The organism is Mesorhizobium sp. WSM4807 (assembly GCF_055811615.1).
The window spans coordinates 49,095-72,289 of the sequence record NZ_JBVVQY010000010.1 but is presented as its reverse complement, the minus strand read 5'-3'; the positions used below and the strand labels follow the sequence as shown (position 1 = coordinate 72,289).

General features: G+C 63.3%; 22 protein-coding genes and 1 other RNA gene. 1 reads left to right on the top strand and 22 read right to left on the bottom strand.

The window, feature by feature from the left end; translation table 11 throughout:
• Positions 1-48 precede the first annotated feature (48 nt).
• From ftsA to mraZ, 15 genes are all read right to left on the bottom strand, one after another.
• Positions 49-1,356, bottom strand: a complete 1,308-nt coding sequence (ftsA, locus tag AC0L3N_RS15330; protein WP_473548384.1) for a cell division protein FtsA — start codon at positions 1,354-1,356, stop codon at positions 49-51.
• Entirely contained in the window at positions 1,353-2,288 is a 936-nt protein-coding gene (locus AC0L3N_RS15325; protein WP_473548383.1) for a cell division protein FtsQ/DivIB, read from the bottom strand. The genes ftsA and AC0L3N_RS15325 overlap by 4 nt, the downstream gene beginning before the upstream one ends.
• Complete coding sequence (locus AC0L3N_RS15320; RefSeq protein ID WP_473548382.1) at positions 2,276-3,202, bottom strand: D-alanine--D-alanine ligase; 927 nt, start codon at positions 3,200-3,202, stop codon at positions 2,276-2,278. Before AC0L3N_RS15320 ends, AC0L3N_RS15325 begins: the two co-directional genes overlap by 13 nt.
• A gap of 301 nt (positions 3,203-3,503) precedes the next feature.
• Complete coding sequence (murB, locus tag AC0L3N_RS15315; RefSeq protein ID WP_473548381.1) at positions 3,504-4,469, bottom strand: UDP-N-acetylmuramate dehydrogenase; 966 nt, start codon at positions 4,467-4,469, stop codon at positions 3,504-3,506.
• Positions 4,466-5,872 carry a UDP-N-acetylmuramate--L-alanine ligase gene (gene murC / locus AC0L3N_RS15310; RefSeq protein WP_473548379.1) on the bottom strand — a complete coding sequence of 469 codons (1,407 nt, stop codon included), beginning with the start codon at positions 5,870-5,872 and terminating at the stop codon, positions 4,466-4,468. Before murC ends, murB begins: the two co-directional genes overlap by 4 nt.
• A complete protein-coding gene (gene murG / locus AC0L3N_RS15305) occupies positions 5,869-6,996 on the bottom strand; it encodes an undecaprenyldiphospho-muramoylpentapeptide beta-N-acetylglucosaminyltransferase (RefSeq protein WP_473548377.1) in 1,128 nt (375 codons plus the stop codon). The genes murC and murG overlap by 4 nt, the downstream gene beginning before the upstream one ends.
• A gap of 1 nt (position 6,997) precedes the next feature.
• Positions 6,998-8,149 (bottom strand): putative lipid II flippase FtsW, encoded by a 1,152-nt coding sequence (ftsW, locus tag AC0L3N_RS15300; protein ID WP_095494759.1) that lies wholly within the window; start codon positions 8,147-8,149, stop codon positions 6,998-7,000.
• Complete coding sequence (gene murD, locus AC0L3N_RS15295) at positions 8,149-9,552, bottom strand: UDP-N-acetylmuramoyl-L-alanine--D-glutamate ligase (RefSeq protein WP_192361194.1); 1,404 nt, start codon at positions 9,550-9,552, stop codon at positions 8,149-8,151. Before murD ends, ftsW begins: the two co-directional genes overlap by 1 nt.
• 8 nt (positions 9,553-9,560) lie before the next feature.
• On the bottom strand, positions 9,561-10,643 hold the full coding sequence (mraY, locus tag AC0L3N_RS15290) for a phospho-N-acetylmuramoyl-pentapeptide-transferase (RefSeq protein ID WP_095483331.1): 1,083 nt from the start codon (positions 10,641-10,643) through the stop codon (positions 9,561-9,563).
• Positions 10,644-10,667: 24 nt separating this feature from the next.
• A complete protein-coding gene (locus AC0L3N_RS15285; protein ID WP_473548376.1) occupies positions 10,668-12,101 on the bottom strand; it encodes a UDP-N-acetylmuramoylalanyl-D-glutamyl-2,6-diaminopimelate--D-alanyl-D-alanine ligase in 1,434 nt (477 codons plus the stop codon).
• On the bottom strand, positions 12,098-13,555 hold the full coding sequence (locus AC0L3N_RS15280; RefSeq protein ID WP_473548375.1) for a UDP-N-acetylmuramoyl-L-alanyl-D-glutamate--2,6-diaminopimelate ligase: 1,458 nt from the start codon (positions 13,553-13,555) through the stop codon (positions 12,098-12,100). The genes AC0L3N_RS15285 and AC0L3N_RS15280 overlap by 4 nt, the downstream gene beginning before the upstream one ends.
• A gap of 54 nt (positions 13,556-13,609) precedes the next feature.
• Positions 13,610-15,334, bottom strand: coding sequence for a peptidoglycan D,D-transpeptidase FtsI family protein (locus AC0L3N_RS15275; RefSeq protein ID WP_473548374.1), 1,725 nt, complete (start codon positions 15,332-15,334; stop codon positions 13,610-13,612).
• A complete protein-coding gene (ftsL, locus tag AC0L3N_RS15270) occupies positions 15,331-15,726 on the bottom strand; it encodes a cell division protein FtsL (protein WP_473548373.1) in 396 nt (131 codons plus the stop codon). The genes AC0L3N_RS15275 and ftsL overlap by 4 nt, the downstream gene beginning before the upstream one ends.
• 6 nt (positions 15,727-15,732) lie before the next feature.
• Entirely contained in the window at positions 15,733-16,764 is a 1,032-nt protein-coding gene (rsmH, locus tag AC0L3N_RS15265) for a 16S rRNA (cytosine(1402)-N(4))-methyltransferase RsmH (protein WP_473548372.1), read from the bottom strand.
• Positions 16,761-17,219 carry a division/cell wall cluster transcriptional repressor MraZ gene (mraZ, locus tag AC0L3N_RS15260; RefSeq protein WP_123151963.1) on the bottom strand — a complete coding sequence of 153 codons (459 nt, stop codon included), beginning with the start codon at positions 17,217-17,219 and terminating at the stop codon, positions 16,761-16,763. The genes rsmH and mraZ overlap by 4 nt, the downstream gene beginning before the upstream one ends.
• Positions 17,220-17,624: 405 nt before the next feature.
• On the opposite strand from mraZ, the gene AC0L3N_RS15255 reads away from it, so the two are divergent.
• Positions 17,625-18,740 (top strand): cystathionine gamma-lyase, encoded by a 1,116-nt coding sequence (locus AC0L3N_RS15255; protein WP_473548371.1) that lies wholly within the window; start codon positions 17,625-17,627, stop codon positions 18,738-18,740.
• Positions 18,741-18,749: 9 nt separating this feature from the next.
• Here AC0L3N_RS15255 and AC0L3N_RS15250 read toward each other — a convergent pair whose 3' ends face one another.
• The 7 genes from AC0L3N_RS15250 to AC0L3N_RS15220 form a co-directional block, all read right to left on the bottom strand.
• Positions 18,750-19,052: a type II toxin-antitoxin system RelE/ParE family toxin gene (locus tag AC0L3N_RS15250; protein WP_473548370.1), complete on the bottom strand. Its 303-nt coding sequence runs from the start codon at positions 19,050-19,052 to the stop codon at positions 18,750-18,752.
• Positions 19,049-19,324: a type II toxin-antitoxin system ParD family antitoxin gene (locus tag AC0L3N_RS15245; protein ID WP_123151966.1), complete on the bottom strand. Its 276-nt coding sequence runs from the start codon at positions 19,322-19,324 to the stop codon at positions 19,049-19,051. Before AC0L3N_RS15245 ends, AC0L3N_RS15250 begins: the two co-directional genes overlap by 4 nt.
• Before the next feature lie 180 nt (positions 19,325-19,504).
• An RNA gene (gene rnpB / locus AC0L3N_RS15240) (RNase P RNA component class A) lies at positions 19,505-19,902 on the bottom strand.
• Positions 19,903-19,962: 60 nt separating this feature from the next.
• A complete protein-coding gene (locus tag AC0L3N_RS15235; protein WP_473548369.1) occupies positions 19,963-20,742 on the bottom strand; it encodes a lytic transglycosylase domain-containing protein in 780 nt (259 codons plus the stop codon).
• A gap of 185 nt (positions 20,743-20,927) precedes the next feature.
• Entirely contained in the window at positions 20,928-21,689 is a 762-nt protein-coding gene (locus tag AC0L3N_RS15230; protein WP_473548368.1) for an N-acetylmuramoyl-L-alanine amidase, read from the bottom strand.
• Positions 21,686-22,405 (bottom strand): J domain-containing protein, encoded by a 720-nt coding sequence (locus AC0L3N_RS15225; protein WP_095494817.1) that lies wholly within the window; start codon positions 22,403-22,405, stop codon positions 21,686-21,688. Before AC0L3N_RS15225 ends, AC0L3N_RS15230 begins: the two co-directional genes overlap by 4 nt.
• A gap of 460 nt (positions 22,406-22,865) precedes the next feature.
• Positions 22,866-23,069 (bottom strand): hypothetical protein, encoded by a 204-nt coding sequence (locus tag AC0L3N_RS15220; RefSeq protein WP_123151969.1) that lies wholly within the window; start codon positions 23,067-23,069, stop codon positions 22,866-22,868.
• Between the last annotated feature and the right edge of the window lie 126 nt (positions 23,070-23,195).

Below are 23,195 nucleotides of genomic sequence, written 5' to 3'. Positions count from 1 at the left end.
TCCCGCCGCTTCGCCGCTGCGGCCGCCTATGGGGCTGTCCCCGTCAATTTAAAAACTGTCTCTCAACCACTGACTCATTCGATGCAGTTTTCCGCCCGTTCCGGTCATCCTGAGACCAGAAATTCCTTTCGCCGGATGGCTCTCGAAATTCGCCATCTGCGGGTAGATCAGAAGCCCCACCGGCGTCGAGAAAGCCGGCCCCTTGGCCGCCTCGGGCAAGCCCGCCACACCGAGCGGACGGCCGATGCGCACATTGCGTCCGAGAATGCGGCGCGCTGCCTCGGGCAGGCCGGAAAGCTGGCTGGCGCCGCCGGTCAGCACGACGCGCTTGCCGACGGCGTTGCCGTAGCCGGACCTGTTCAGCCGGTCGCGCAACAGTTCGAGCGTCTCGTCGATGCGTGCGCGGATAATGCGCGTCATCACCGAACGCGGTATCTGCAGCGGCACCTCGCCATCCTCGCCGATCGGCTGTATCGAGACCAGGTCGCGGTCGTCCGAACTGCCGGGCAGCGCCGATCCATGCATCACTTTCAGCCTCTCGGCGGCGTCGAGCGAGGTCGACAGGCCCTTGGCCATGTCCAGCGTGACGTGGTTGCCGCCGATGGCGATGGCGTCGCCATGGACGAATTTGCCTTCCGAAAACACCGAGATCGTCGTGGTGCCGCCACCCATGTCGATGCAGGCTGCACCCATTTCGAGTTCGTCGTCGACCAGTGCGGCAAGCCCGCTGGCGTAGGGCGTCGCCACCATGCGCTCGACCGACAGGTGCGAACGGTTGATGCAAAGCTCCAGATTGCGCAACGGCGCCGCGTCACCCGTCAGCACATGCATGTGGACGCCGAGCTGGTCGCCGACCATGCCGCGCGGATCACGCACGCCGCGCTCGGCGTCCAGCGAAAAGCCGACGGGAAGCGAATGGATCACCTCGCGCTCGGCCCGCAGCGCCTGCTTGGCGCCGGCGGCAAGCACACGCTTGATGTCGGCCTCGTCGGCCTCATGGCCGCCGAGATTGATGGTTGCCGAGAAGCTTTCGCTCTTCAGCCGGCCCGCCGTCATGTTGACGATCAGTGAATCGACGGTCAGGCCAGCCATGCGCTCGGCGGCATCGACGGCAAGACGGATGGCGTGCTCGGCCCTGTCGAGATCGATGACGACACCCGATTTCACGCCTTGCGATTTCTGGTGGCCGATGCCGATCACCTGGATGCGATGCGAGCGTCCGCGCAGCAGCATGCCGTCCTCGCGCGGCTTGAGCTTGGCCACGACGCAGCAGACCTTGCTCGAACCGACATCCAGCACTGTCATGATGCCGGACCGGCGCGACGAGGCATCGCTGTTGCCGCCAAGCCAGCTCATATCTTCGTCTCCGCTTTGCGCTTCGGCATTTTCGGCTTTTCATTGAGCGCAGCCTCGCGCTGCGTCGCCGCTTCCGGCGTCAACTGGACGACGAGGCGATCGGAAAGGCGCATGTCGACGGCGGCGATGTCGCGCGTCAGCAGCCCGTTCTCGCGGTCCATCCTGACCAGATCGGCGATCGCCTGGTCCTCGCCATCCTCGGGAAGCTTGACGGTGATGCCGTTCTCCAGCTTCAAGTCCCAACGCCGTTCGCCGATGCGGATATAGCCTTTGACCCGCGCGGCAAGCTCTGGGTATTTTTTGATCCTGGCCAGGAAATCGGGCGCTTTGGCCGGCGCGCCGGTGCCGATGATCAACGGCAGCAGCGACTGCCTGCCGCCGGAGAATGGCGCGATCACGGCGCCGGACCGTTCGATGACGGAAAGCTCGCTGCCCTGCTGCCAGAGCGCAAAGGGCTCACGCTCCTCGATGCGCACCTCCAGCGTGTGCGGATAGACCTTGCGCACCGCCGCAACCTCGACCCAGGGCAGCGTGGTTATGCGTTCCCGCGCGGCTTCGGCGTCGAAGCCGATCAGCGACGTCCAGCCATCGAGCTGCATCCTGTCGAGAATGTCGATCTCGGAGGTTGCGCGGTTGCCGACGACCTTGATCTGGTCGACGGCGAAGCCGGTGCGGGCGGTGATGCCCTGGACGATGCCGTCGACATGTCCACCGAGATAGGCGCCATAGGCACTGCCCGATACGAGCAGCGCCGCCGACAACATGGCTGCGGAAAAAGGCGGCGCCTCGAAGTCGTCCTCGCCCAGACGCGCCAGCACGCGCGCCGGCCGGCGAAGCAGACGCGGCAGCACGAAATGGTCGAACGAAACACCGAACAGCGTCGGCCCGGCCGCGCCATTCCCCTTGCCCTGTCCCCACTTCAACGCAGACACGAAGCGTCCTCCACCATCCAACTCAACAAATCGCCGAACGAGTGTCCCGCCTGCGCGGCGATTTCAGGCACCAAGGATGTCGGCGTCATGCCCGGCTGAGTGTTGACCTCGAGCCAGACAATTTCGCCGTTCTCGGAGTGTCGATCATCATAACGGAAGTCCGACCGGGAAACGCCCCGGCAGCCGATAGCTTGGTGAGCCTTGAGCGTCAGTGTCTGTATTTTTTGGTAAATATTCGGTGAAATTTTTGCAGGGCATTCGTGTTTTGATCCGCCCGCGACGTATTTTGAATCATAGTCGTAGAAGGAATGGCCGGTCGGGATGATCTCGCAGACGCCGAGCGCCACATCGCCCATCACCGCGCAGGTCAATTCCCGCCCGTGCACGTATCGTTCCACCATGACGGTATCGCCATACTTCCAGTCGGACGAACCGATGACCTGCGGCGGATGCGACTGACCTTCGTGCACGATGACGACGCCGAAGCTCGACCCCTCGTTGACCGGCTTGACGACATAGGGCGGCTTCATCGGATGCTTGTTCTGGATGGCGAAGCGATTGACCACCTTCGATTCGGCAACCGGGATGCCGACAGACTTGGCGATCTTCTTGGCTTGTTCCTTGTTCATGGCAAGCGCCGAGGCGAGCACGCCGGAATGGGTGTAGGGGACGGCAAGATATTCGAGGATGCCCTGTATGGTGCCGTCCTCGCCGAAAGGGCCATGCAGCGCATTGAAGGCAACATCAGGCTTGAGCTCAGCCAGCACCGATCCGACATCGCGCGAGACGTCGACGCGAGTGACCTGGTAGCCTTCCTTCTCGAGCGCATCAGCACAGGCTTTCCCCGAAGACAAAGACACGGGCCGCTCGGACGAGAACCCACCCAGAAGGACGGCCACGTGCTTGCTTTTCATTTCCCGTCATTCCCTCTCACGGCGGGCCCTTTCACGGCGGGTCTGCATCTCACATGCCCCGGAAAGGGCCGCACACTCAAACGCTCGGAGCAGTCCCTGCTCTCATGGTTCCGCAACATCGAGTCCCCGAGCCTCCCGGCAGGTTGCCCCTGACGGAAAAACGCTGGCAACGCGTCGAAACGACTCAAATCAGGAAACGCTTCAGGGCAGAGAATCAGAGAGTTGATTCACTGGCAAGTCCTTACGATTCCGAGAGATTCACTTTCGGCAAAAACGGCAGCGAAAACTGTGTTGTGAGTCTTTAGAGCAACTGTCCGAGGAACTCCTGGACCTCGTGCCCCGGCCGGAAATTGCCGATGCGCTTGATTTCCCAATGCAGCCGGATGCCCGACTTTTCGAGCACACGCGTGCGCACCGTCTCGCCGAGATATTCGAGGTCGTAGCCGGTCGCGGTTCCCGTGTTGATCATGAAGTTGCAATGCATCGGCGACATCTGCGCGCCTCCGATCATCAGCCCCCGACAACCCGCTCTGTCGATCTCCTTCCAGGCCGAGGAGCCCTCCGGATTCTTGAAGGTCGAGCCGCCGGTCTTTTCCCGGATCGGCTGCACGGTCTCGCGATGATGCTGGACGGCGTCCATCGCCGCCTGGATCGCGGCCTTGTCTGCCAAAACCCCTTCGAACACAGCCGATGTGAAGATCAGCCCGGCAGGTGCTGCCGAATGGCGATAGGCGTAGCCCATGTCGGCGTTGCTCAGCGTATGCACATTGCCCTTGCGGTCGAGCGCCCGCACCTCGACGACGCGCTCGCGCGTCTCGACGCCATTGGCGCCGGCGTTCATCCTCAGCGCACCGCCGATGGCACCGGGAATGCCGTGGTAAAATTCAAAGCCGCCTATACCAGCCTGATAGGCGACAGCGGCAAGGCGCTTGTCGGGCGTGGCGGCACCCGCCTTGATTGTGGTCGGCGCAATCACTTCAGCCTCGCCAAAGCCCTTGGCCGAAAGCCGGATTACGAAACCCGCAATACCGCCGTCGCGGACAAGCAGATTCGAGCCGATGCCGACGATGGTCAGCGGTATCTCTTCGGGCACTGCTCTCAGAAACGCGGCGAGATCGTCCTCGTCGGCCGGCTGGAACAGCGCGTCGGCCAGTCCCCCGGCGCGAAACCAGGTGATCTTGTCCATCTCGGCATTGGGCGTGATGCGGCCGCGCAGGCCGGCAAGCCGGCCGCCAAGCTTGTCGATCAATGCCTGGCCGCGCATCATGAGGCATTACCACCGAGTTCCTTGGGCAGCGCGTAGGCCCATTGCGTGATGTTGCCGGCACCAAGGAAGACGATGAAATCGCCTGGTTTCGCCAGATCGCGGATAACCGGCGCAATCGCCGCGGGGCCTTCGATGTAGCGCGCGTCGCGATGGCCGCCGGAGCGGATGCGCGACACCAATGCTTCGGACGTCACCCCGTCGATCGGCTCTTCGCCTGCCGCATAGACCGGCGCTACCATCACCGTGTCGGCATCGTTGAAGCAGACGGAAAACTCGTCGAACAGGTCGTGCAGCCGGGTGAAGCGGTGTGGCTGGGCAATGGCGATGACGCGGCCCTTGGTGGCATCGCGCGCCGCCTTCAGAACCGCCGTGATCTCGACCGGATGGTGGCCGTAATCATCGAACACATCGACGCCGTTCCACGAACCCGTACGGGTGAAGCGCCGCTTGACGCCGGCGAAGGACGACAGGCCCTTCCTGATCGCCTCGGCCGAAAGGCCGAGCTCGTGCGCTACGGCGATCGCCGCCGTTGCATTGGCGACGTTGTGACGGCCGGGCATCGGCAGGCGCAGGCCCGAGATCGTCGACTGGCCGCGGCTCTTGCGGTCGCGGATCACCACGTCGAATTCCGAGATCGGGCCGTTCATGCGGTGATTGGTGAAACGCACGTCGGCCTGCGCGTTCTCGCCATAGGTGATGACGCGCCGGTCCTCGATGCGGCTGACCAGCGCCTGCACCTCCGGATGGTCGGTGCACATGACGCCGAAGCCGTAGAACGGCACGTTCTCGACGAACTGGCGAAAGGCCTCGCGCACCTTGTCGAAGGAGCCGTAGTGGTCGAGATGCTCGGGATCGATGTTGGTGACGACGGCAATCTCGGCCGGCAGCTTCAGGAAGGTGCCGTCGCTCTCATCGGCCTCGACCACCATCCATTCGCCGTCGCCCATGCGGGCGTTGGTGCCGTAGGCATTGATGATGCCGCCATTGATCACGGTCGGATCGAGCCCGCCGGCTTCGAGCAGCGTCGCCACCATCGAGGTCGTCGTCGTCTTGCCATGCGTGCCGCCGATAGCCACCGCCTGCCGGAAGCGCATCAATTCGGCCAGCATCTCGGCGCGTCGGACGATGGGAAGCAGTTTCTCGCGTGCGGCCTTCAACTCCGGATTGGATTTCTTGATCGCCGTCGAGACGACCACCACTTCGGCATCGCCGATATTGTCGGCGTGGTGACCGACAAAGCACTCGATGCCCTTGTCGCGCAGCCGCTGTACATTGGCGCTTTCGGCCTGGTCGGACCCTTGCACCTTGTAGCCGAGATTGTGCAGCACCTCGGCGATGCCGCTCATGCCGATACCGCCGATGCCGATGAAATGCACGAGGCCGATCGTCTGCGGCATCTTCATGCGTGCGTCTCCTTCCTGAAGTCCGATATGCTTTTCTTCGACGCAATAGCCTCTGTCAGATCGGCGAGCAACCGTGCCGCGTCTGGTTTTCCGGCCGATTTCGCCGCCGCTGCCATTGTGGTCAGCCGCTCCGGATCGTCCATCAGCGCGCCGACGAGCGCAGCGATGCGCTCGGGCGAGAGCGAGGATTGCGGATGCACTTCGGCGCCATCTGCCGCTGCCAATGCCGCGGCATTGGCCGCCTGGTCGTGGTCGAGCGCGTGCGGATAGGGCACCAGCAGCGCCGGCCGGCCGATCACCGCGATTTCCGATACTGTCGAAGCGCCGGATCGCGACATCACCAGATGCGCCGCAGCCATGCGCGCCGCCATGTCGGTGAAGAAGGGCGACACCTCAGCCTCGACGCCAAGGGCGGCATAGGCCGCCTTCACCCGCTCGATATCGTCGGCGCGGGCCTGATGGGTGATCACCAGCCGCTTGCGTTGTGCGTCGGAAAGCTGTGCTACCGCCGCTGGCACTGCGTCGGAAAAGAACTGTGCGCCCTGGCTGCCGCCGAACACCAGAAAGCCGAACGGCTGCTCCCCGGTCGACATCGCATAAGGCGTCTTTGCCGCCTCCAGCACTTGCGGCCTGACCGGATTACCTGTCGTCACCGTCTTGGCGCCTGCAGCGCTTGAATCTTCCGGCAAGAACCCGCCGGCGATGGCATCGACGCGGCCGGCGAGCGCCCGGTTGGCGCGCCCCATCACCGCGTTCTGCTCGTGGATCAGCGTCGGCACCTTGCGCCGCGTCGCCGCATAGAGCGGCGGCAGCGTCGGATAGCCGCCGAAACCGACCACGACGGCTGGCTTGATCCGGCCGATCACAGCGGACGCCTGCCGCACGCCACCCCAGATTTTCCAGAAGGCGGCGAGCACGGCAAAAGGATTTTTCGAACTCATCGTCGCCGACTGGATCGGATGGATGCCTGCGGCCGGAAACTGGCCGGCAAAACGCTCGGCACGATCATCGGTGGCGAGATGCACCGTCCAGCCGCGCCTGATCAACTCGTGCGCCAGCGCCTCGGCCGGGAAGAGGTGCCCGCCCGTGCCGCCGGCCGCCAGAAGGATCGCGCCTTTCGACATTTCATTCCGCCGGCATGGCGCGCTGCGACGGTGCGAATCCCAACTGCTTGCGCTTTTCCGGCCGCTTGCGCGTGAGCGCCAGCACCATGCCCATCGAGATGGCGATGGCGATCTGCGAGGAGCCGCCATAGGAGATGAACGGCAAGGTCATGCCCTTGGCAGGCATCAGCTGCAGATTGACTGCCATGTTGATGACCGACTGCAGACCGAAGACCGTGACCAGGCCGCCAACCGCATAGCGTGTGAAATCGTCCTGCTCCTTGAGCGCGGTGCTGAGGCCGCGCAGCACGATGAAGGCGAAGATAGTCATGATGAAGAAGCACATGATCAGTCCGAACTCCTCGCCGGCCACCGAGTAGACGAAATCGGCATGGCTGTCGGGTATCACCCGCTTGACGGTGCCCTCGCCCGGCCCGACGCCGAACCAGCCGCCGTTGATCAGCGCATCGCGGCCCATGTCGACCTGGAACGTGTCGCCCTCGCCGGTCATGAAGCGATCGATGCGGCCGGCGACATGCGGGAACACCGTATAGGCGGCAAACACGCCGCCGATGCCGGCAGCGCCCAGCGCGATGATCCACAGCCATGGCAGTCCGGCCATGAAGAACATCACCCCCCAGGTGCCGAGCACCAGCATTGTCTGGCCGAAATCAGGCTGCGCCACCAGCAGCGAGATGACGAGGGCCAGCAGCAGCATGGCGAACAGATTGCCCGGGATGTCGGGCTGGCGCTTGTGTTCGGCAAACAGCCAGGCACAGATGACGACGAAGGCCGGCTTCAGGAATTCCGACGGCTGGATCGACACGCCGGCGAGCGACACCCAGCGCCGCGCGCCCTTCACCTCGACGCCGATGTAGAGCACCGCCACCATCAGCACCAGCATGATGCACAGCATCGCCAGGGCCATGCGTCTGATCTGCCGCGATTCCAGGAAAGAGACCGCCAGCATCACGCCAAGTGCGGGAATGGTGAAGATGATCTGCCGTGTGGCGAAGTGGAAACTGTCCAGGCCGATGCGCTGGGCCACCGCCGGGCTTGCCGCGAAGGACAGCACGATGCCGAGCCCCATCAGCGACAGGAACGCAGCCAGGAACCAGCGATCGATCGTCCACCACCAGGTGGCAACCGGGCTTTTGTCGAGACGACTTTGCATTACCGTGTCCCTCCGATGAGCTTCACGCCATCAATACTGCTCGCAGCTTGCCTGAAGGCTTCGCCGCGCACTTCGAAATTCTTGAACTGGTCGAAACTGGCGCAGGCCGGCGAAAGCAGCACCACCACCTCGCCGTTGCCATCATCCCTGGCCGCGTCGCTTGCGGCGTGCTCGACTGCTGCGGCCAGCGTGCCGGAGATCTCGTAAGGCACCGCCTCGCCGAGCGTCGCCGAGAAGGCTGGTGCGGCCTCACCGATCAGATAGGCCTTGGCGACGCGCGGAAAGAGGCCGCGCAACGGCTCGATGCCCCCCTCTTTCGGGAGCCCGCCGGCGATCCAGTAGATGCGCGGAAAGCTGGACAGTGCGGGCGCTGCCGCATCGGCATTGGTCGCCTTGGAATCGTTGATGAACAGCACATGGCCCTTGCGGCCGACCTGCTCCATACGGTGCGCCAGCCCGGGAAAGCTCTCCAGGCCCGACTGGATCTCGCCCAGCTCGAGCCCGACCTTGAGGCAGGCGGCGATAGCGGCCAACGCATTCTGCGCATTGTGCTGGCCGCGCAGCGAGCCGATGCCTTCGAGGAAGGCGATCCGACTATAACGGCCATGCACCGCCTCCATCAGATCGGTGCCATCGGCGAAATAGCCGTCGGTCAATGGCAGGCGCTTGGAAATGCGGATGACGTGCTGGCCTGCCCGTTCCAGCCGGTCGGCGAGCTGGGCGCACCAGGAATCGTCGACACCGACGATTGCCGTCTCGCTGCCGGCCGCCAGCCGTTCCTTGATCGCGGCGTAGTGCTGCATCGTGCCATGACGGTCGAGATGATCGGGCGTCAGGTTGAGCAGGACGCCGGCGGTCGGATTGATCGAGGGCGCCAGGTCAATCTGGTAGGACGAGCATTCCACGACATAGTGCCGCCCGGGTTCCGGCGGATCGAGCGTCATCACCGCGCGGCCGATATTGCCGCCCATCTGCGTGTCGCGTCCGGCCGATTTCAGGATGTGCGCCGTTAGCGCCGTCGTCGTCGATTTGCCGTTGGTGCCGGTTATGGCGATGAAGGGTGCTGCCGGCGCCAGCAAGGTCCGTTGCCGGCAGAACAGCTCGATGTCGCCAATGATCTCGACGCCTGAAGCGCGCGCCAGCTCCACTGTCCAGTGCGGCTTCGGATGCGTCAACGGCACGCCGGGCGACAGCACGAAGGCCGAGAACTTCGCCCAGTCTGCACCGCGCAGATCGCCGGTCGCGATACCGACGGCCGCGGCATTGGCGACACTGCCGGGATTGTCGTCCCAGGCGAGCACGTCCGCCCCGCCCTCGATCAACGCGCGCGCAGTGGCGATCCCCGAGCCGCCGAGCCCGAAGAGAGAAACGCGCTTGCCTGCGAAAGATGCGGCGGGGATCAAGCGACCTCCTATCGGAGCTTGAGGGTCGACAGGCCGACCAGCGCCAGGATGACGGCGATGATCCAGAAGCGGATCACCACCTGGCTTTCGGTCCAGCCCAGCTTTTCGAAATGATGGTGGATCGGCGCCATCAGGAACACCCGCTTGCCGGTCATCTTGAAATATCCGACCTGGATGATGACCGACAGGATCTCGACGACGAACAGGCCGCCGACGATGACCAGCACGATCTCGTGCTTGGTGGCAACCGCGACCGTGCCGATCAGGCCGCCCAAGGCCAGCGAGCCGGTATCGCCCATGAAGATCGCCGCCGGCGGTGCGTTGAACCACAGGAAGCCGAGGCCGGCGCCGATCACCGCGCCGAGGACCACCGCCAATTCGCCGGTGCCCGGCACGAAATGGATCTGCAGATATTCTGCGAACACCGCATTGCCGGAGAGATAGGCGATGACGCCGAAGGACGCCGCCGCGATCATGATCGGCACGATCGCCAGCCCGTCGAGGCCATCGGTCAGGTTCACGGCATTGCCGGCGCCGACGATGACGAAGCACGAGAACGGGATGAAGAACCAGCCGAGATTGACGAGGAACTCCTTGGCGAAAGGGAAAGTCAGCGACGACGAGAACGGCGCCTGGCCGTTGTGCATGATCACCCAGGCGGCGATGCCGGCTATCACGAATTCAAGCGCCAGCCGCGCCTTGCCGGAAAAGCCGAGATGCGATTGCTTCGTCACCTTGAGATAATCGTCGTAGAAGCCGATCGAGCCGAAACCCAGGGTCACCAGCAGCACCACCCAGACATAGATGCTGGACAGGTTCGCCCACAAAAGGGACGAGCCGATGATGCCGCACAGGATCATCAGCCCGCCCATGGTCGGCGTGCCGGCTTTCTTGAAATGCGTCTGCGGCCCGTCGGCGCGGATCGGCTGGCCCTTGCCTTGCCGCAGCCTCAGCGAATTGATGATAGCCGGTCCGAAGATGAAGACGATCAACGCCGCTGTTATCAGCGCGCCGCCGGTACGGAAGGTTATGTAGCGAAAGACGTTGAAGACCGAGATCTTGTCCGCGAATTCGACGAGCAGTGTGAACATGCGATTCGGTCCCCAAACCTGGCTCTAGGTCTGTTTGGCGGTTGTGGCTACCGCCGGAAATTTGCTGAGCAGTGCGTCGACCAACTTGGAAAACCCGATGCCTTTCGACGATTTGATCATCACCACGTCGCCGGGCTTCAGCGCCGACAGAAGCACCAGTTTCAGATCCTCTGCGCCGGCGCGATACTCCGTCTCGATCTCATCAGGCAGGATGTCGGCCAGCGCCCGCATTTCCGGGCCGGCGAGAAAGACCGTGCGCGTGTCTGTGCCGACGATGAGATCGGCAAGGGCTGCATGCAGCTTCGCCGAGTGGTCGCCGAGTTCGAGCATGTCGCCGAGCACCGCGATGCGCCTGCCTTCGCCCGACACCGGCGTCGCGTTGAGCAGCGCCATTGCTGCGCTCATCGACGCCGGATTGGCATTGTAGCTCTCGTCGATCAACGTGATCGGACCCTTGGGGTGGCGCAGCACATGGCGCTTGCCGCGTCCGCGTTCGGCCGAAAGATCGGCCAGCGCCAGCGCCACCCTGGCGATGTCGGCCCCGACCAGATGCGCGGCGCCCAGCACGGCCAGCACATTCTGCACCATGTGGCGGCCCGGTGCGCCTACCCTGGCGGTGATCTCCTGTCCGCCGATCTTGGCGGTGATGACAGAATGATCGGCATGCAGCGCGCATTTGAGCAGTTTGAAGGTCGCACGGGCATTCTCGCCAAACCCGTAAATGTACTCGACGCCGGCGGCTCTCGCCAACTTGTCCAGAAGCTTCCAGCGCGGATCGTCGCGGTTGAGAAGGGCGGCACCGTCCGGTTCCAGCCCCTCGAAAATCTCGGCCTTGGCCTTGGCGATCTCGTCCAGATTGCGGAAGAAGCCTAGATGTGCCGCGGCGATCAGCGTGACGATGGCGACATGCGGCCGGACCATCTTGACCAGCGGCCGGATCTCGTCTGGATGGTTCATGCCGATCTCGAACACGGCATAGTCGCAATCCACCGGCATCCGCGCCAGCGTCAGCGGAACGCCCCAGTGGTTGTTGAAAGACTGCGGCGACGCATGCACTTTGCCGACCGCGGACAGCACATGGCGCAGCGCTTCCTTGGTGGTGGTCTTGCCCGCCGAACCGGTCACCGCGATGACCTTGGCATTCGAGCGCGCGCGTGCGGCCAGCCCTAGCTTTTCCAGTGCGGCCAGCACGTCCTGCACGACGATCATCGGCGCCGTCAGCCGCCCGAGCGACGGCAGCTTGCCCTCGGCGACGACCAGCACGCCGGCGCCGGCCTTGATGGCAGCGGTCGCGAAATCATGGCCGTCCATCGCCTCGCCCTTGATGGCGAAGAAAGCATCGCCTGGCTCAAGGCTGCGGCTGTCGATCGAGATGCCGCTGATCCCTTCCGGCATCGGACCGAGCGGTCGTCCCCCCATGGCGGCGACGAGATCCTCGGAGGTCCACAGGAAGTTCATGCGACGCGCTCCTGGAGCGCGGCGCGGACTTCCTCATGGTCGGAAAAATGCAGCGTCTCGGCGCCGATGGTCTGGCCTTCTTCATGCCCCTTGCCGGCCACGATCAGCGTGTCGCCGGCATGGAGCATGGCGACCGCCTCGTGGATCGCCTTGCGCCGGTCGCCGATCTCGATGGCGCCGGGCGCAGCGGCAAGGATCGCGGAGCGGATCGTTTCGGGCACTTCCGAACGCGGATTGTCGTCGGTGACGATGACGACATCGGCGAGCCGCGTGGCGATCTCGCCCATGATGGGCCGCTTGCCCCGGTCGCGGTCGCCGCCGCAGCCGAACACGACGATGACGCGACCGGTGGTGAACGGCCGCACCGAGGCCAACACGTTTTCCAGCGCGTCCGGCTTGTGCGCGTAATCGACATAGACCGGCGCACCGTTGGCAGTGGTGCCAACAAGGTCCAGCCGGCCCGGTGCGCCCTTCAATTTCTCCAACGCCATCAGGGCTTTGGCGGCAGGTGTTCCAGTGGAGATGGCGAGGCCCGCCGAAACCAGGGCATTGGCGATCTGGAAATCGCCGGCCAGCGGCAGGTCGATCTCGTGGAGAACGCCATCGACTTCCACTTCGGCACGCTGGCGGTGGCGCTCGTGCTCGACCCGCTTCAGTGTCAGGAACCCGCCGTGACGGCCGACCGTCAGCACATCCAGTCCCGCCGCCCTCGCCGCCCGGATCGTCGGCTCCGACCACGGATCGTCGGCAAAGATGACGGCCGGTGCACCCTTCGGCAGCAGCGTGTCGAACAGGCGCAGCTTGGCGCGAAGATAGTCCTCGACTGTCGGATGATAGTCCATGTGGTCGCGGCCGAGATTGGTGAAGCCGCCGGCTGCAAGCTTCACGCCGTCAAGCCGGCGCTGGTCGAGACCGTGGCTGGAGGCCTCCATCGATGCATGGGTGACGCCGGCATCCGCCAGTTCCCGCAGCAGCCTGTGCAGATCTACCGGGTCGGGGGTGGTCAGCGAGCCATATTCGTTGCGGCCCGGCGCCACCACGCCGGTCGTGCCGATCGAGGCGGCGGCAAAGCCTGACTGCTCCCAGATCTGCCTGGTGAAGGCCGCAACCGATGTCTTGCCGCTGGTCCCGGTCACCGCGACCATGGTTTGCGGCTGGCTGCCGAAGTAGCGGGCGGCACTCAGCGCCAGCGCAAGGCGCGGATCGTCGACGGCGAGAACGGGCACCGGCAGTAGTCCGGCGACCGCACTGCCGTTGCCGGCCACGATCGCCACTGCGCCGCGCTTGGCGGCATCGGCGGCATAGGCCACGCCATCGGCCCTGGTACCGATGAGCGCGAAGAAGACCACGCCCGGTCCTACCTGGCGGGAATCCGACGAAATCCCGGTAACCTCCGTATCGAAGGAAGCTGTCCCCTCGACAGGCAGGATACCGGCTAGGTCTTTCAGCTTCATCGAACCCCGTTCATCGCAACAAAATAGCGCGCTGTTGCCGGCGCGCCCTAAGAATCACTGATAGGAAACCAGCGTTGCGCCATTTTCATGGCTGAAATCTGGCTTCACGCCAAGCATGGAAGCCGAACGTCGGACAATGTTCGCAGCCATGACGCCAGCATTCGAGGCGGCCGTTGCACCCATGCCGGGTTTTTCCGGCCTCGGTTCGTCGGCGATCGTAAGCACGATGTATTGCGGATCGTCCATCGGGAAAGCCGCGACGAAGGCGTTGAAATTCTTGTCCTTTGAATAGCGGCCGTTGACAACCTTCTCGGCCGTTCCGGTCTTGCCGCCGACGCGGTAACCTGGAACCCTGGCGTTCCTGCCTGACCCTTTCTCGGCGTTCAGTGCGTAGAGATAGCGCATGCCCTCGACCGTCTTGTCGCTGACCACTTTCTTGGCCACCGACATCGCCTGCTCCTGTGCGCGCCTCAGGAATGTCGGCTGGATCAGATAGCCGCCGTTCAGCAGCGCGGCGCAGCCGACCGCCGTCTGCAGCGGCGTTGTCGACACACCGTGACCGAAGGCGATGGTGATCGAATGGACCTGTTTCCAGACCTTGGGCTCGGTCGGGCGGGCGACCTCCGGCAGTTCCGTCTGCATCTTCTCGAGGATCCCCAGGCGATGCAGGAATTCGCGGTGCCCCTCGATGCCAACCGCTTCGGCTTCCTTGGCCGAACCGATGTTGGACGAGTAGATGAACACTTCGGGCACCGACAGCACCCGAGCCTTGCCGTGAAAATCATGGATGGTCTGACGGCCGATCCTGATCGGGCGCGAAGCGTCGAAACGGCTTTCCAGCGTCACTTTGCCGGAATCGAGCGCCATGGCGGTGGTGAAGCTCTTCAACGTCGAACCCATTTCGTAAAGGCCGGCCGACATGCGGTTCAAGCGGTCCTTGTCCTGCGCATTGTAGGGGTTGTTCGGGTCGAAATCCGGAACCGATGCCATCGCCATCACTTCGCCGGTCTTGATGTTGAGAACGACGGCGCCCGCCGCGATTGCGCGGTATTTCTCCATGCCGGTGGCGACCTCGTCACGCACGATATGCTGGACGCGCAGGTCGATCGAGAGCTGCACCGGCTTCAGATCCTTGGCCACCGCCAGGCCCGACGCCTGAAGATCGCTCAGCCCCTGTTCGTCGATGTATTTCTCCATGCCGGAGATGCCTTGGTTGTCGATGTTGGTGAGCCCGACAATGTAGGACGAAGTTTCGCCAGCCGGATAGAAGCGGCGCTTTTCGGTGCGGAAGCCGAAGCCGGGAACACCGAGCTGCATGATGTCAGATTGTTGCTTGGGCGTCAGTTGCCGCTGCAGCCAGACGAAGCCGGCACCGCTCTTGAGCTTGTGGTAGGTCTGCTCGTAGTCGATCTCGGGAAGCACCGTCGCCAGCTTTTCGATCGCCTCGTCGGCGTCGACAATGCGGCGCGGTTCGGCAAACAGCGATGCCGTCTTGATGTCCGTCGCCAGCACCTCGCCGTTGCGGTCGACGATGTCGGGCCGTGACGCCGTCACTCGGCTCTGCGGACCGCCTGACAGGTCGGGGTTCTGAAAACCCAGATAGACCAGCCGCCCGGTGATGGTTGAATAGATGCCGAAGAACACCGCCATCGTCATCACGATGCGGGTCCTGCCCTTGCCGCCGGTCGCCTTGCGGGCGCCTTCGACCACAATCGATCCGTCTTCCGACTTGGCGCGGCGCTTCAGCAGTCTGGCGATCGATGGAAATCTGGCGATCATTGGACGATGCCTCCGGTCACCACGGGGTCTTTGTCGCCCAAGTGTCCTTTGCCAGAATTGTCGGCCATGCCGCCCAGCCGCTGCGACGAAAGGTCCTCGATGGTGAGGGGTTTTGCCGGCAGGTCGTCCAGCCCGATGATCTGGCGGGCGCTGACCGGCTCGAGTTCGAGTTGCGACTTGTAGATCTCGGCCAGCTTTTGCAGGCGCGACGGCTGGGTCAGCAGGCTCCAGTCCGCCTTCAGGAGATCGATCGTATCCTCCTCATAGCGGATCTGCGCCTGGATCTTGTGCACCGCCGCCAATTGTTCCTCGGCCTCGCGCTTGGTCTTGAAGGTCAAGGCCGCAGCCGAAACCATGACGGCGATAAGGACTATGTCGCTGGTACGAAACACGTGCGCTCACCTCTCTCCCGGGCGGTCGGCACCGGGAAGTTTTGGGTCAGGAAGTTTTGGAAGCCCGAAAATCGAAAAGTCGCCGGCGCGCGGCGGTGCTTCGGTGCGGATCGCAGCGCGCAGCCTTGCCGAGCGTGCGCGCGGATTGGCTGATATCTCGGCCTCATCAGGCGTCACGCCGCTACCCGCCTTTTTGAAGGTGGCGGTGCGCGCTTGCGCCTCGGGCAGGTGCCGGGATCCGGTTGCCGCATCGGCGCGATCGGCGATGAAGCGCTTGACGATGCGGTCTTCCAGGGAGTGGAACGTCACCACGGCCAGCCGTCCTCCCGGTTTCAGCACGCGTTCAGCCGCAAACAGCGCTTTGGCCAGTTCGCCGAGTTCGTCATTGACGAAGATGCGCAGCGCCTGGAAGACGCGGGTCGCCGGATGGATCTTGTCCTTCGGCGCGCGGCCGACATGCGTCTCGATGGCGTCGGCAAGGTCGAGCGTGCGCTCGAACGGATGTTTTTCGCGACGGCTCACGATCATGCGGGCGATGCGGCCGGCGTGACGCTCTTCGCCAAGAAACCCGAAGATGCGGGCAAGGTCGCCCACTTTGAAGCTGTTGACGACATCAGCGGCGCTGAGGCCAGCCTGCGCCATACGCATATCGAGTGGTCCGTCGGCGCGGAACGAAAAACCGCGCTCCGGCTGGTCGATCTGCATTGAGGAGATGCCGATGTCGAGCACGACGCCGTCAGCACTTTCGACATGCTCGTCCAATGTCGAGAACGGCGCCTGAACCAGCCTGAGCTTGCCGCCTGATTGTTGTTCGAGGACACGACCCGCAGCGATCGCATCCGGATCGCGGTCCATGGCGACGACCGAGGCGCCGCTTGCCAGAATGGCTTTGGTGTAGCCGCCGGCGCCGAAGGTGCCGTCGACGATCAGCTCGCCCGCCTTAGGCGAAAGCGCCTCCATCACTTTGGCAAGGAGGACCGGAATATGGCGAGCCGGTCCGCCTGCGGCGTGAGGGTCATCGCCGTAGCCCGCCATCATTCCGGTCGCTCCCCAGGCTTCGTCCCCTGCCGAAGCTGCAAAAGCCGGGCGCGTGCTTCCGCCCCATAGGCGGTGAGCCGTCCAGGTTCCCAGATCTGAAAGAAATTGCCGCGACCGACAAACGCCGCTTCCGCGGAAATGCCGGTGTGCTCGCGGATGAAATCGGTCATCGAGATGCGGCCGTCCTGATCGAGCTTGAGAAATGTCCCATCGCCATGGCAGAAGAACGACATGTCGTCCGCCGTCTGCAGGAAGGGGTCTTCCTGCGCGATGCGCTGCTCGTAGCGGTCGAGCAGGTCGAGCCCGCCGACATCCATCGCCGGGCGATCCAGGCAGCGCAGCGCATAGAGTTCCGAATAGCCGCGTTTCTGGACAACGGCACGGAAATGCGCTGGAACGGACACCCGTCCCTTCGCATCGATCCTGTTCACCGCGCTTGACAGAAACCGGTCCATTACGCGTTACGGCCGCTTGCGCCGCCGCACCCCTCTGCATCTTCCCGCCCGCGCCGCCCCGGCGCGGTCCCTGCCCAAAACTCACTTCGTTCCAGGCGAAAACAAGCAAACGCTCAGCCGCCGCGGCTGCCCGATTGGCGTACGCTTCACCCTGACGCGGAACGAAGGCTTGAATATCGAAATGGGATATCATGGGGCGCTATGGGCGTCAACGGGAATAGGCTTCACAAACGCGCGCGCCACAACCGATAAGAGCAGCTTTGACGGCACTCCCGTCTTTATGCTCCATTAAGCCTAACGAAGCGTTTAGAGCGGTTTGCCGGCACGGTTCGGCGCTTGCCTGCCGGTGTGACCCGGCATAGCGTCTGCGCATTCTTCTCCTCAAAGTCAGGGTTCGAAAAACCGATGTCCGAAACAGCGAAGTCGCGCGCCGCCACCCTTGCCCATTTGCGTGGCGTCAAGCTCGCCAAGGGCGACCCGGTCTCACTACCGCTGATAGTGACGACAACTTTCCATCTGCCCGGCAACCCGGCCGGCGTCAGCCAGTACGGGCGCTACGACAACCCGACATGGGACGCGGTGGAAGACATGCTCGGCCACCTTGAGGACGCGCCGTCTGTAGCGTTCCCGTCGGGCATGGCCGCGATCTCGGCGGTCTTCTTCGCGCTGCTCAAGGCAGGCGATCGCATCCTGTTGCCGTCCGATGGTTACTACACGCCGCGCCTGCTTGCCGAGCGCTTCCTCAAACCTTTAGGCGTCTCGTTTGACACAAGACCGACCGAGTCCTTTCTGGACGGCAGTTTTTCCGGCTACCGGCTGGTGTTCGTCGAGACCCCATCCAATCCCGGGCTGGACATTTGCGACTTGACCGGCGTGGCGCGCCTTGCGCACGAGGCCGGCGCGCTGGTCGTCGCCGACAACACCACGATGACGCCTTACGGTCAGCGCCCGCTCGATCTCGGCGCCGATATCGTCGTTGCTGCTGACACTAAGGCGCCCAATGGCCATTCCGACGCGCTGTTCGGCCATGTCGCCAGCCGTGACACCGGGATCATCACCGCCATCCGCGACTGGCGCAAACTGTCGGGCTCCATCCCCGGACCATTCGAAGCCTGGCTGGTCCATCGAGGCCTCGAGACGCTGGAAGTCCGCTTCGACCGCATGTGCAAATCGGCCGAACTGATCGCCCGACGCCTGACAAATCATCGGAGCGTGAAATCCGTCCGCTTTCCTGGACTGGAGAATGACCCTTCGCACAATCTGGCGACCACCCAAATGGAGCGTTTCGGCTTCCTTATCGGTCTCGACCTGGGGAGTGAAGCCAAGGCCGAAGCGTTCATCGGCGCCTGCGCCCTGATCCAGCCCGCGACCTCCTTCGGCGGCGTCCACTCTTCGGCCGAGCGGCGCGCCCGCTGGGGTGATGCAGTGCCGCCCGGCTTTGTTCGCCTGTCGGTCGGCTGCGAGCCGGTGGAAGAGCTTGGGCAGGCGATCGAGGCGTCACTGGACGGCGCCGGCGGCTGAACGAACCGATCAGGAAGCCAGATCGTCGGTTTCAATATTGCGCCGGCCATGCAGCACACGCAGGATTTCGATGGCATCTCCGCCGACACGGTACAGGGTGAGATATTCGCCGACGACCAGGTGGCGAATGCCGGGCGCAATGTCTTCGCGCGGCGCGCCTGAGAAGGGATAAGTCGCCAGTTGCTGCCAGCGGGCTTCGATCCGGTCGAGCAGCCGGTCTGCTGCAGCCTCGTCGTCTCGCGCGATATGAAGCCAGATCGCGATCAAATCCTCTTCTGCATTTGCAGTTCGGATGATGGGCAGCAAATTCATGCCGCGTTATCGGATTTCAATCGCCTGCGCGCTTCGGCCTTGATTTCGTCGATCGACGCAAACCGTCCCGGCCCGCTGTCGATCCCCTCCTGCACCAGCTTGCGCAGCTCCTCGACCGTGTAGCCATGCAAGTCGCGGCGGTCCTTCCATTGCCTGAGTGCGTCGCGGATCACCTCGCTCGCCGAAGCATATTCGCCTGCGGCGACCACATCGTCGACGGCCGCCGCCAGTTCCGGCGAAAGCGTGATGCTGCGTTTGTCGACCTGGCCCATGATGCGCTCCTGATATTGCCCGGCCTATGGTACGATTTAATCGTACCAATTTCAAGAAACGCTCGCTCCATGCACAGCCCAGTGAAAGCTGATTCAGTCAATGAGGCGCCTGAACCAGCAGGCGCGCCCGAAGACGCAACCTGCTGATATCAGGGAATTTCCTTGTAGAATCTGGAAGAAATTGCCAGCTGGCCTGTAAGCCGGGTTCTGTATGGCCCTCGCCCCTTGCGGCGCGAGAACGTGGCGGCCATTCATCTTGGGCGCATGTTGCCATGCACCTCTCGCAACCTACCCGGACGGTGAGCCGGAAACAGCCCTCGAGGGTTTCCCCTCGCACCGCCCCTATTCGGTCTTGCTCCCGGTGGGGTTTACCGTGCCGCTCCTGTTGCCAGTCGCGCGGTGGGCTCTTACCCCACCCTTTCACCCTTACCACGACGGATCGTGGCGGTTTGCTTTCTGTGGCACTTTCCCTAGGGTCGCCCCCGCCGGCCATTAACCGGCACCGTGTCTCCATGGAGCCCGGACTTTCCTCACCCGCAGCCTTTCGGCTTCGCGGGTACGGCCGCCCGGCCAGCTGGCAAGGCGTATAAAGGGATTCACGTCCGAAAACGCAAACAAAAAAAGCAGGTTCCGGCTTTTTACGCCGGCGCTCCAAGCGCGGCCAGCTGCACCTTGACCTTGCCGCAATAGGCCGCGGATATCGGGTTCATACGCTTGGCGCCATGGCCGGCATTGTACTTCAGGATCGTGCCGCATGTCGTGCCGTCGCCGAGGTTCCGCGCCATGGCGAGGTATTTCATGCCGTATTTGATGTTGGTCTCGGGATCGTAGAGACCTTTGATCGAGCCGCTGTAACCCATCATCCGCGCCGTCGACGGCTTGATCTGCATCAGGCCGATCTCACCGGCGCTGCCGACCTGGTTCGGCTGGAAACTGCTCTCGATCATGATGACGGCCTTGGCGAGCGACACCGGCACACCATTGCTGGCGGCATGACGCTCGATGATCGTCGAATACTGGCCGCTGCCGCCGGCGACCGCCGCCTTCGGCGCCGCCGCCCTGCTTTTCCGGCCGATCGCCGCCGTCGTCGCCTGGTCGATGCGGGTCCTGTTGCGCTTCACATGCCGCTTGGAGACTGCCTTGTTTGCAGAGACTGGCTTTTTCACTTTTACCCCAGCTTTTTCCGCCTTTGCGGATGCTGGCTTTTTCACCTTTACCGCAGCAGCTTTTTCCGCCTTTGCGGGGGCTGTCCTTTTTTCCTTTGCCCGCTGGCCGGCTTTCGGCGTGGCGGTTTTGTCGGACGCGGTAATGAAACCCTGGTCGGCTCGCTGGCTCAGTGGCGCGCCATTCGCCGCACCGATGGCAAAAGTCATTACGCCGGCAGCAACAGCTGCCGTTAAAACGGTCAATTTCTGCATGGGATCCTGTTCTGTTTGAGCCGCGCGAAGAACTTCACGCAGCTACGCTAATCAACATCGGAACATCTGGGGGGGCTGTAGGTCCGACAACTTGCACGGATCGCCTTTGACGACCGAATTGGCGGCAAAAAAGGCGAGGCAAGTCACTTTAAGTGACAGGTTGTAACTTAACAGCTAGGAAAAGACTACTTGGACGGAACTGCCCTCACGGAGGCAAGCAGCCTTTCCAGCGTGTGGATTGTCGATCCGTCGGCCACACCATCCACTTTGCGTTGGCGGAAGTGCCGTTGAAAAGCCTCGACCACGATTTCGGTACGCCGGTCAAAATTGCCTGATATCTCCACGCCATAACCGTAGAGCGCCAGCATCGATTGCAGCGCCTCGACCTCGGCATCCGCATCGCCGGCCTTCAGCACCGCGCCACGCCTGACAGGTGCCGCTTCGACGAGATGGCCGACACCGGCCTCGAACAGGGCCTTCCAAGGGAATTTCTCGCCCGGGTCGATCTTGCGTCCCGGCGCCACGTCGGAGTGGGCGAGCACTCGTTGGGCTGGAATGGAATGGCGCTGGACAATCCCCTTGCACAGGCCGATGACGGCATCGATCTGCCGTTTCGGAAAATTCCGATAGCCCAGCAAATGCCCCGGATTGACGATCTCGATGCCGACCGAACAGGAGTTGATGTCGGTGCGTCCGAACCACGAACTCTTGCCGGCATGCCAGGCACGGTCGCTTTCGCTAACCATCTGGACGATCCGGCCATCCTCATGGACGAGATAGTGCGACGAAACCTCGCTGGCCGGATCGCACAGCCATGCTTCGGCGCCGGCGCCAGTCTCCATGCCGGTGTAGTGCAGCACGATCATGTCGGGCTTCTCGCGTCGTGGACCGAAATTCGGCGATACCCTTACCTCGGCGCTCGGCTCGTCGGGGGGGAAGCCGCTCATGCGTGCCGCAGGCCTCGTTCGATCATCTCATAGGCCGCGTTGATTGCCGCTATCCTGCTCGTTGCGATCTTGATGAATTCCTGCGGCAGACCGCGTGCGATCAGCCGGTCGGGATGGTTGTCCGAAACCAGCTTGCGATAACGCTTCCTGACCTCCTCGAACGTTTTTCCCCGCTCGATGCCAAGCACGACATAGGGATCGGCCGCACCCAGGTCGACGTGCCGGGCCAGAATGCTCTGGTAATGCGCCTCCTCGATCCGGAATATCTCGGCGATACGATGCAGGAACTGGCCTTCGCGCTCGTGGACCAGCCCGTCAGCCTTGGCGATATGGAACAGCCCGTCGAGAATGTCCTCCAGCATCGCGCAGTTCGAATGGCCGGAGCCGCAAAGCTGCGCCATCCGCGCGGCATAGGTCTCGAATCCGGCGATGTCGCGCTTGGCCAGATCATAGAGCCGCGCCACATTGCGCGTTTGGTCCTTCGGCACTTCGAATATCTGCTGGAAGGCGCGCACCTCGTCCTGCGTGACGATGCCGTCGGCCTTGGCCATCTTGGCCGACAGCGCGATCATCGCCACCGAGAAGGCGACGCGCCGGCGCAGATCGGGATCGCCGGAGAAAACCGTACGCACGGCCTCGACGACGTCGGCGACACCCGACGAGGTTGAGGACGAAACGCGGGTGATGAAGTCGCCGAGGCGATCCCAAATCGACATGATCACCTATTAGGGCTAACCGGCCACCGCTATCAAGCGAAGACAATGCCGCAGGGCCGGCCCAGCCGATTTCGTGGGATGCCTGAAGTAGGTGGCGCTAACCATCGATTATGGAAAACAAGCAGACGGCAGCCGCGACACCGGCCATATCGCGAGAAAACCGCAGGCCTTGCGACATCTTGCCGTTCGTTCCCGCCCTGGCGGCGAGGTTAGGCTATGTCGTCTCGGGGAAACTGGCGCGGGAAATGCCGGGCAGGCAGGTGGTCTGCCGGGCGCTATCGCCCGCGTCAGCCAGGCACAATTGCTGCAATTTCGGCCCTTCTGCTGGGCGAAAAAGTGACGGGCGAAACCATACCTTCGCGCTTGCGGTGATGGCCATCGCCGCAAGGCGCGTGTCTTGAACCAGATGCTGGGAAGGCCGGCATCATGCCGGCCTTCCCTCAATCTTCAGTCAGATAAACTACTGCGCCGGCGCAGGAGCAGGCTCTGTCGGAGCCGGCTCGGCCGGCTTGGTGGCATCAGGAGCCGGCTGCATCGGCTGTTCAGCCGCCGGCGGATTGGTGCTCTGCGTGGTTGTGGCGTCCCCGCCCGTGCCGCTGTCGCTGCAAGCCGCAACGCCAAGCAGGGCAAGCGCCGAAACTGACGCAAGAATGAGTTTCTTCATGACATCTCTCCTCTAATCACGCCCCCGCTACCGGTGACGATCGAGGGCAGAATGCACCAAGTGCCCTATGAGTTTCATAACGTTGCGTTTCCGCATGTAACATCATCTGCTTTGCCGTTGCCGGCG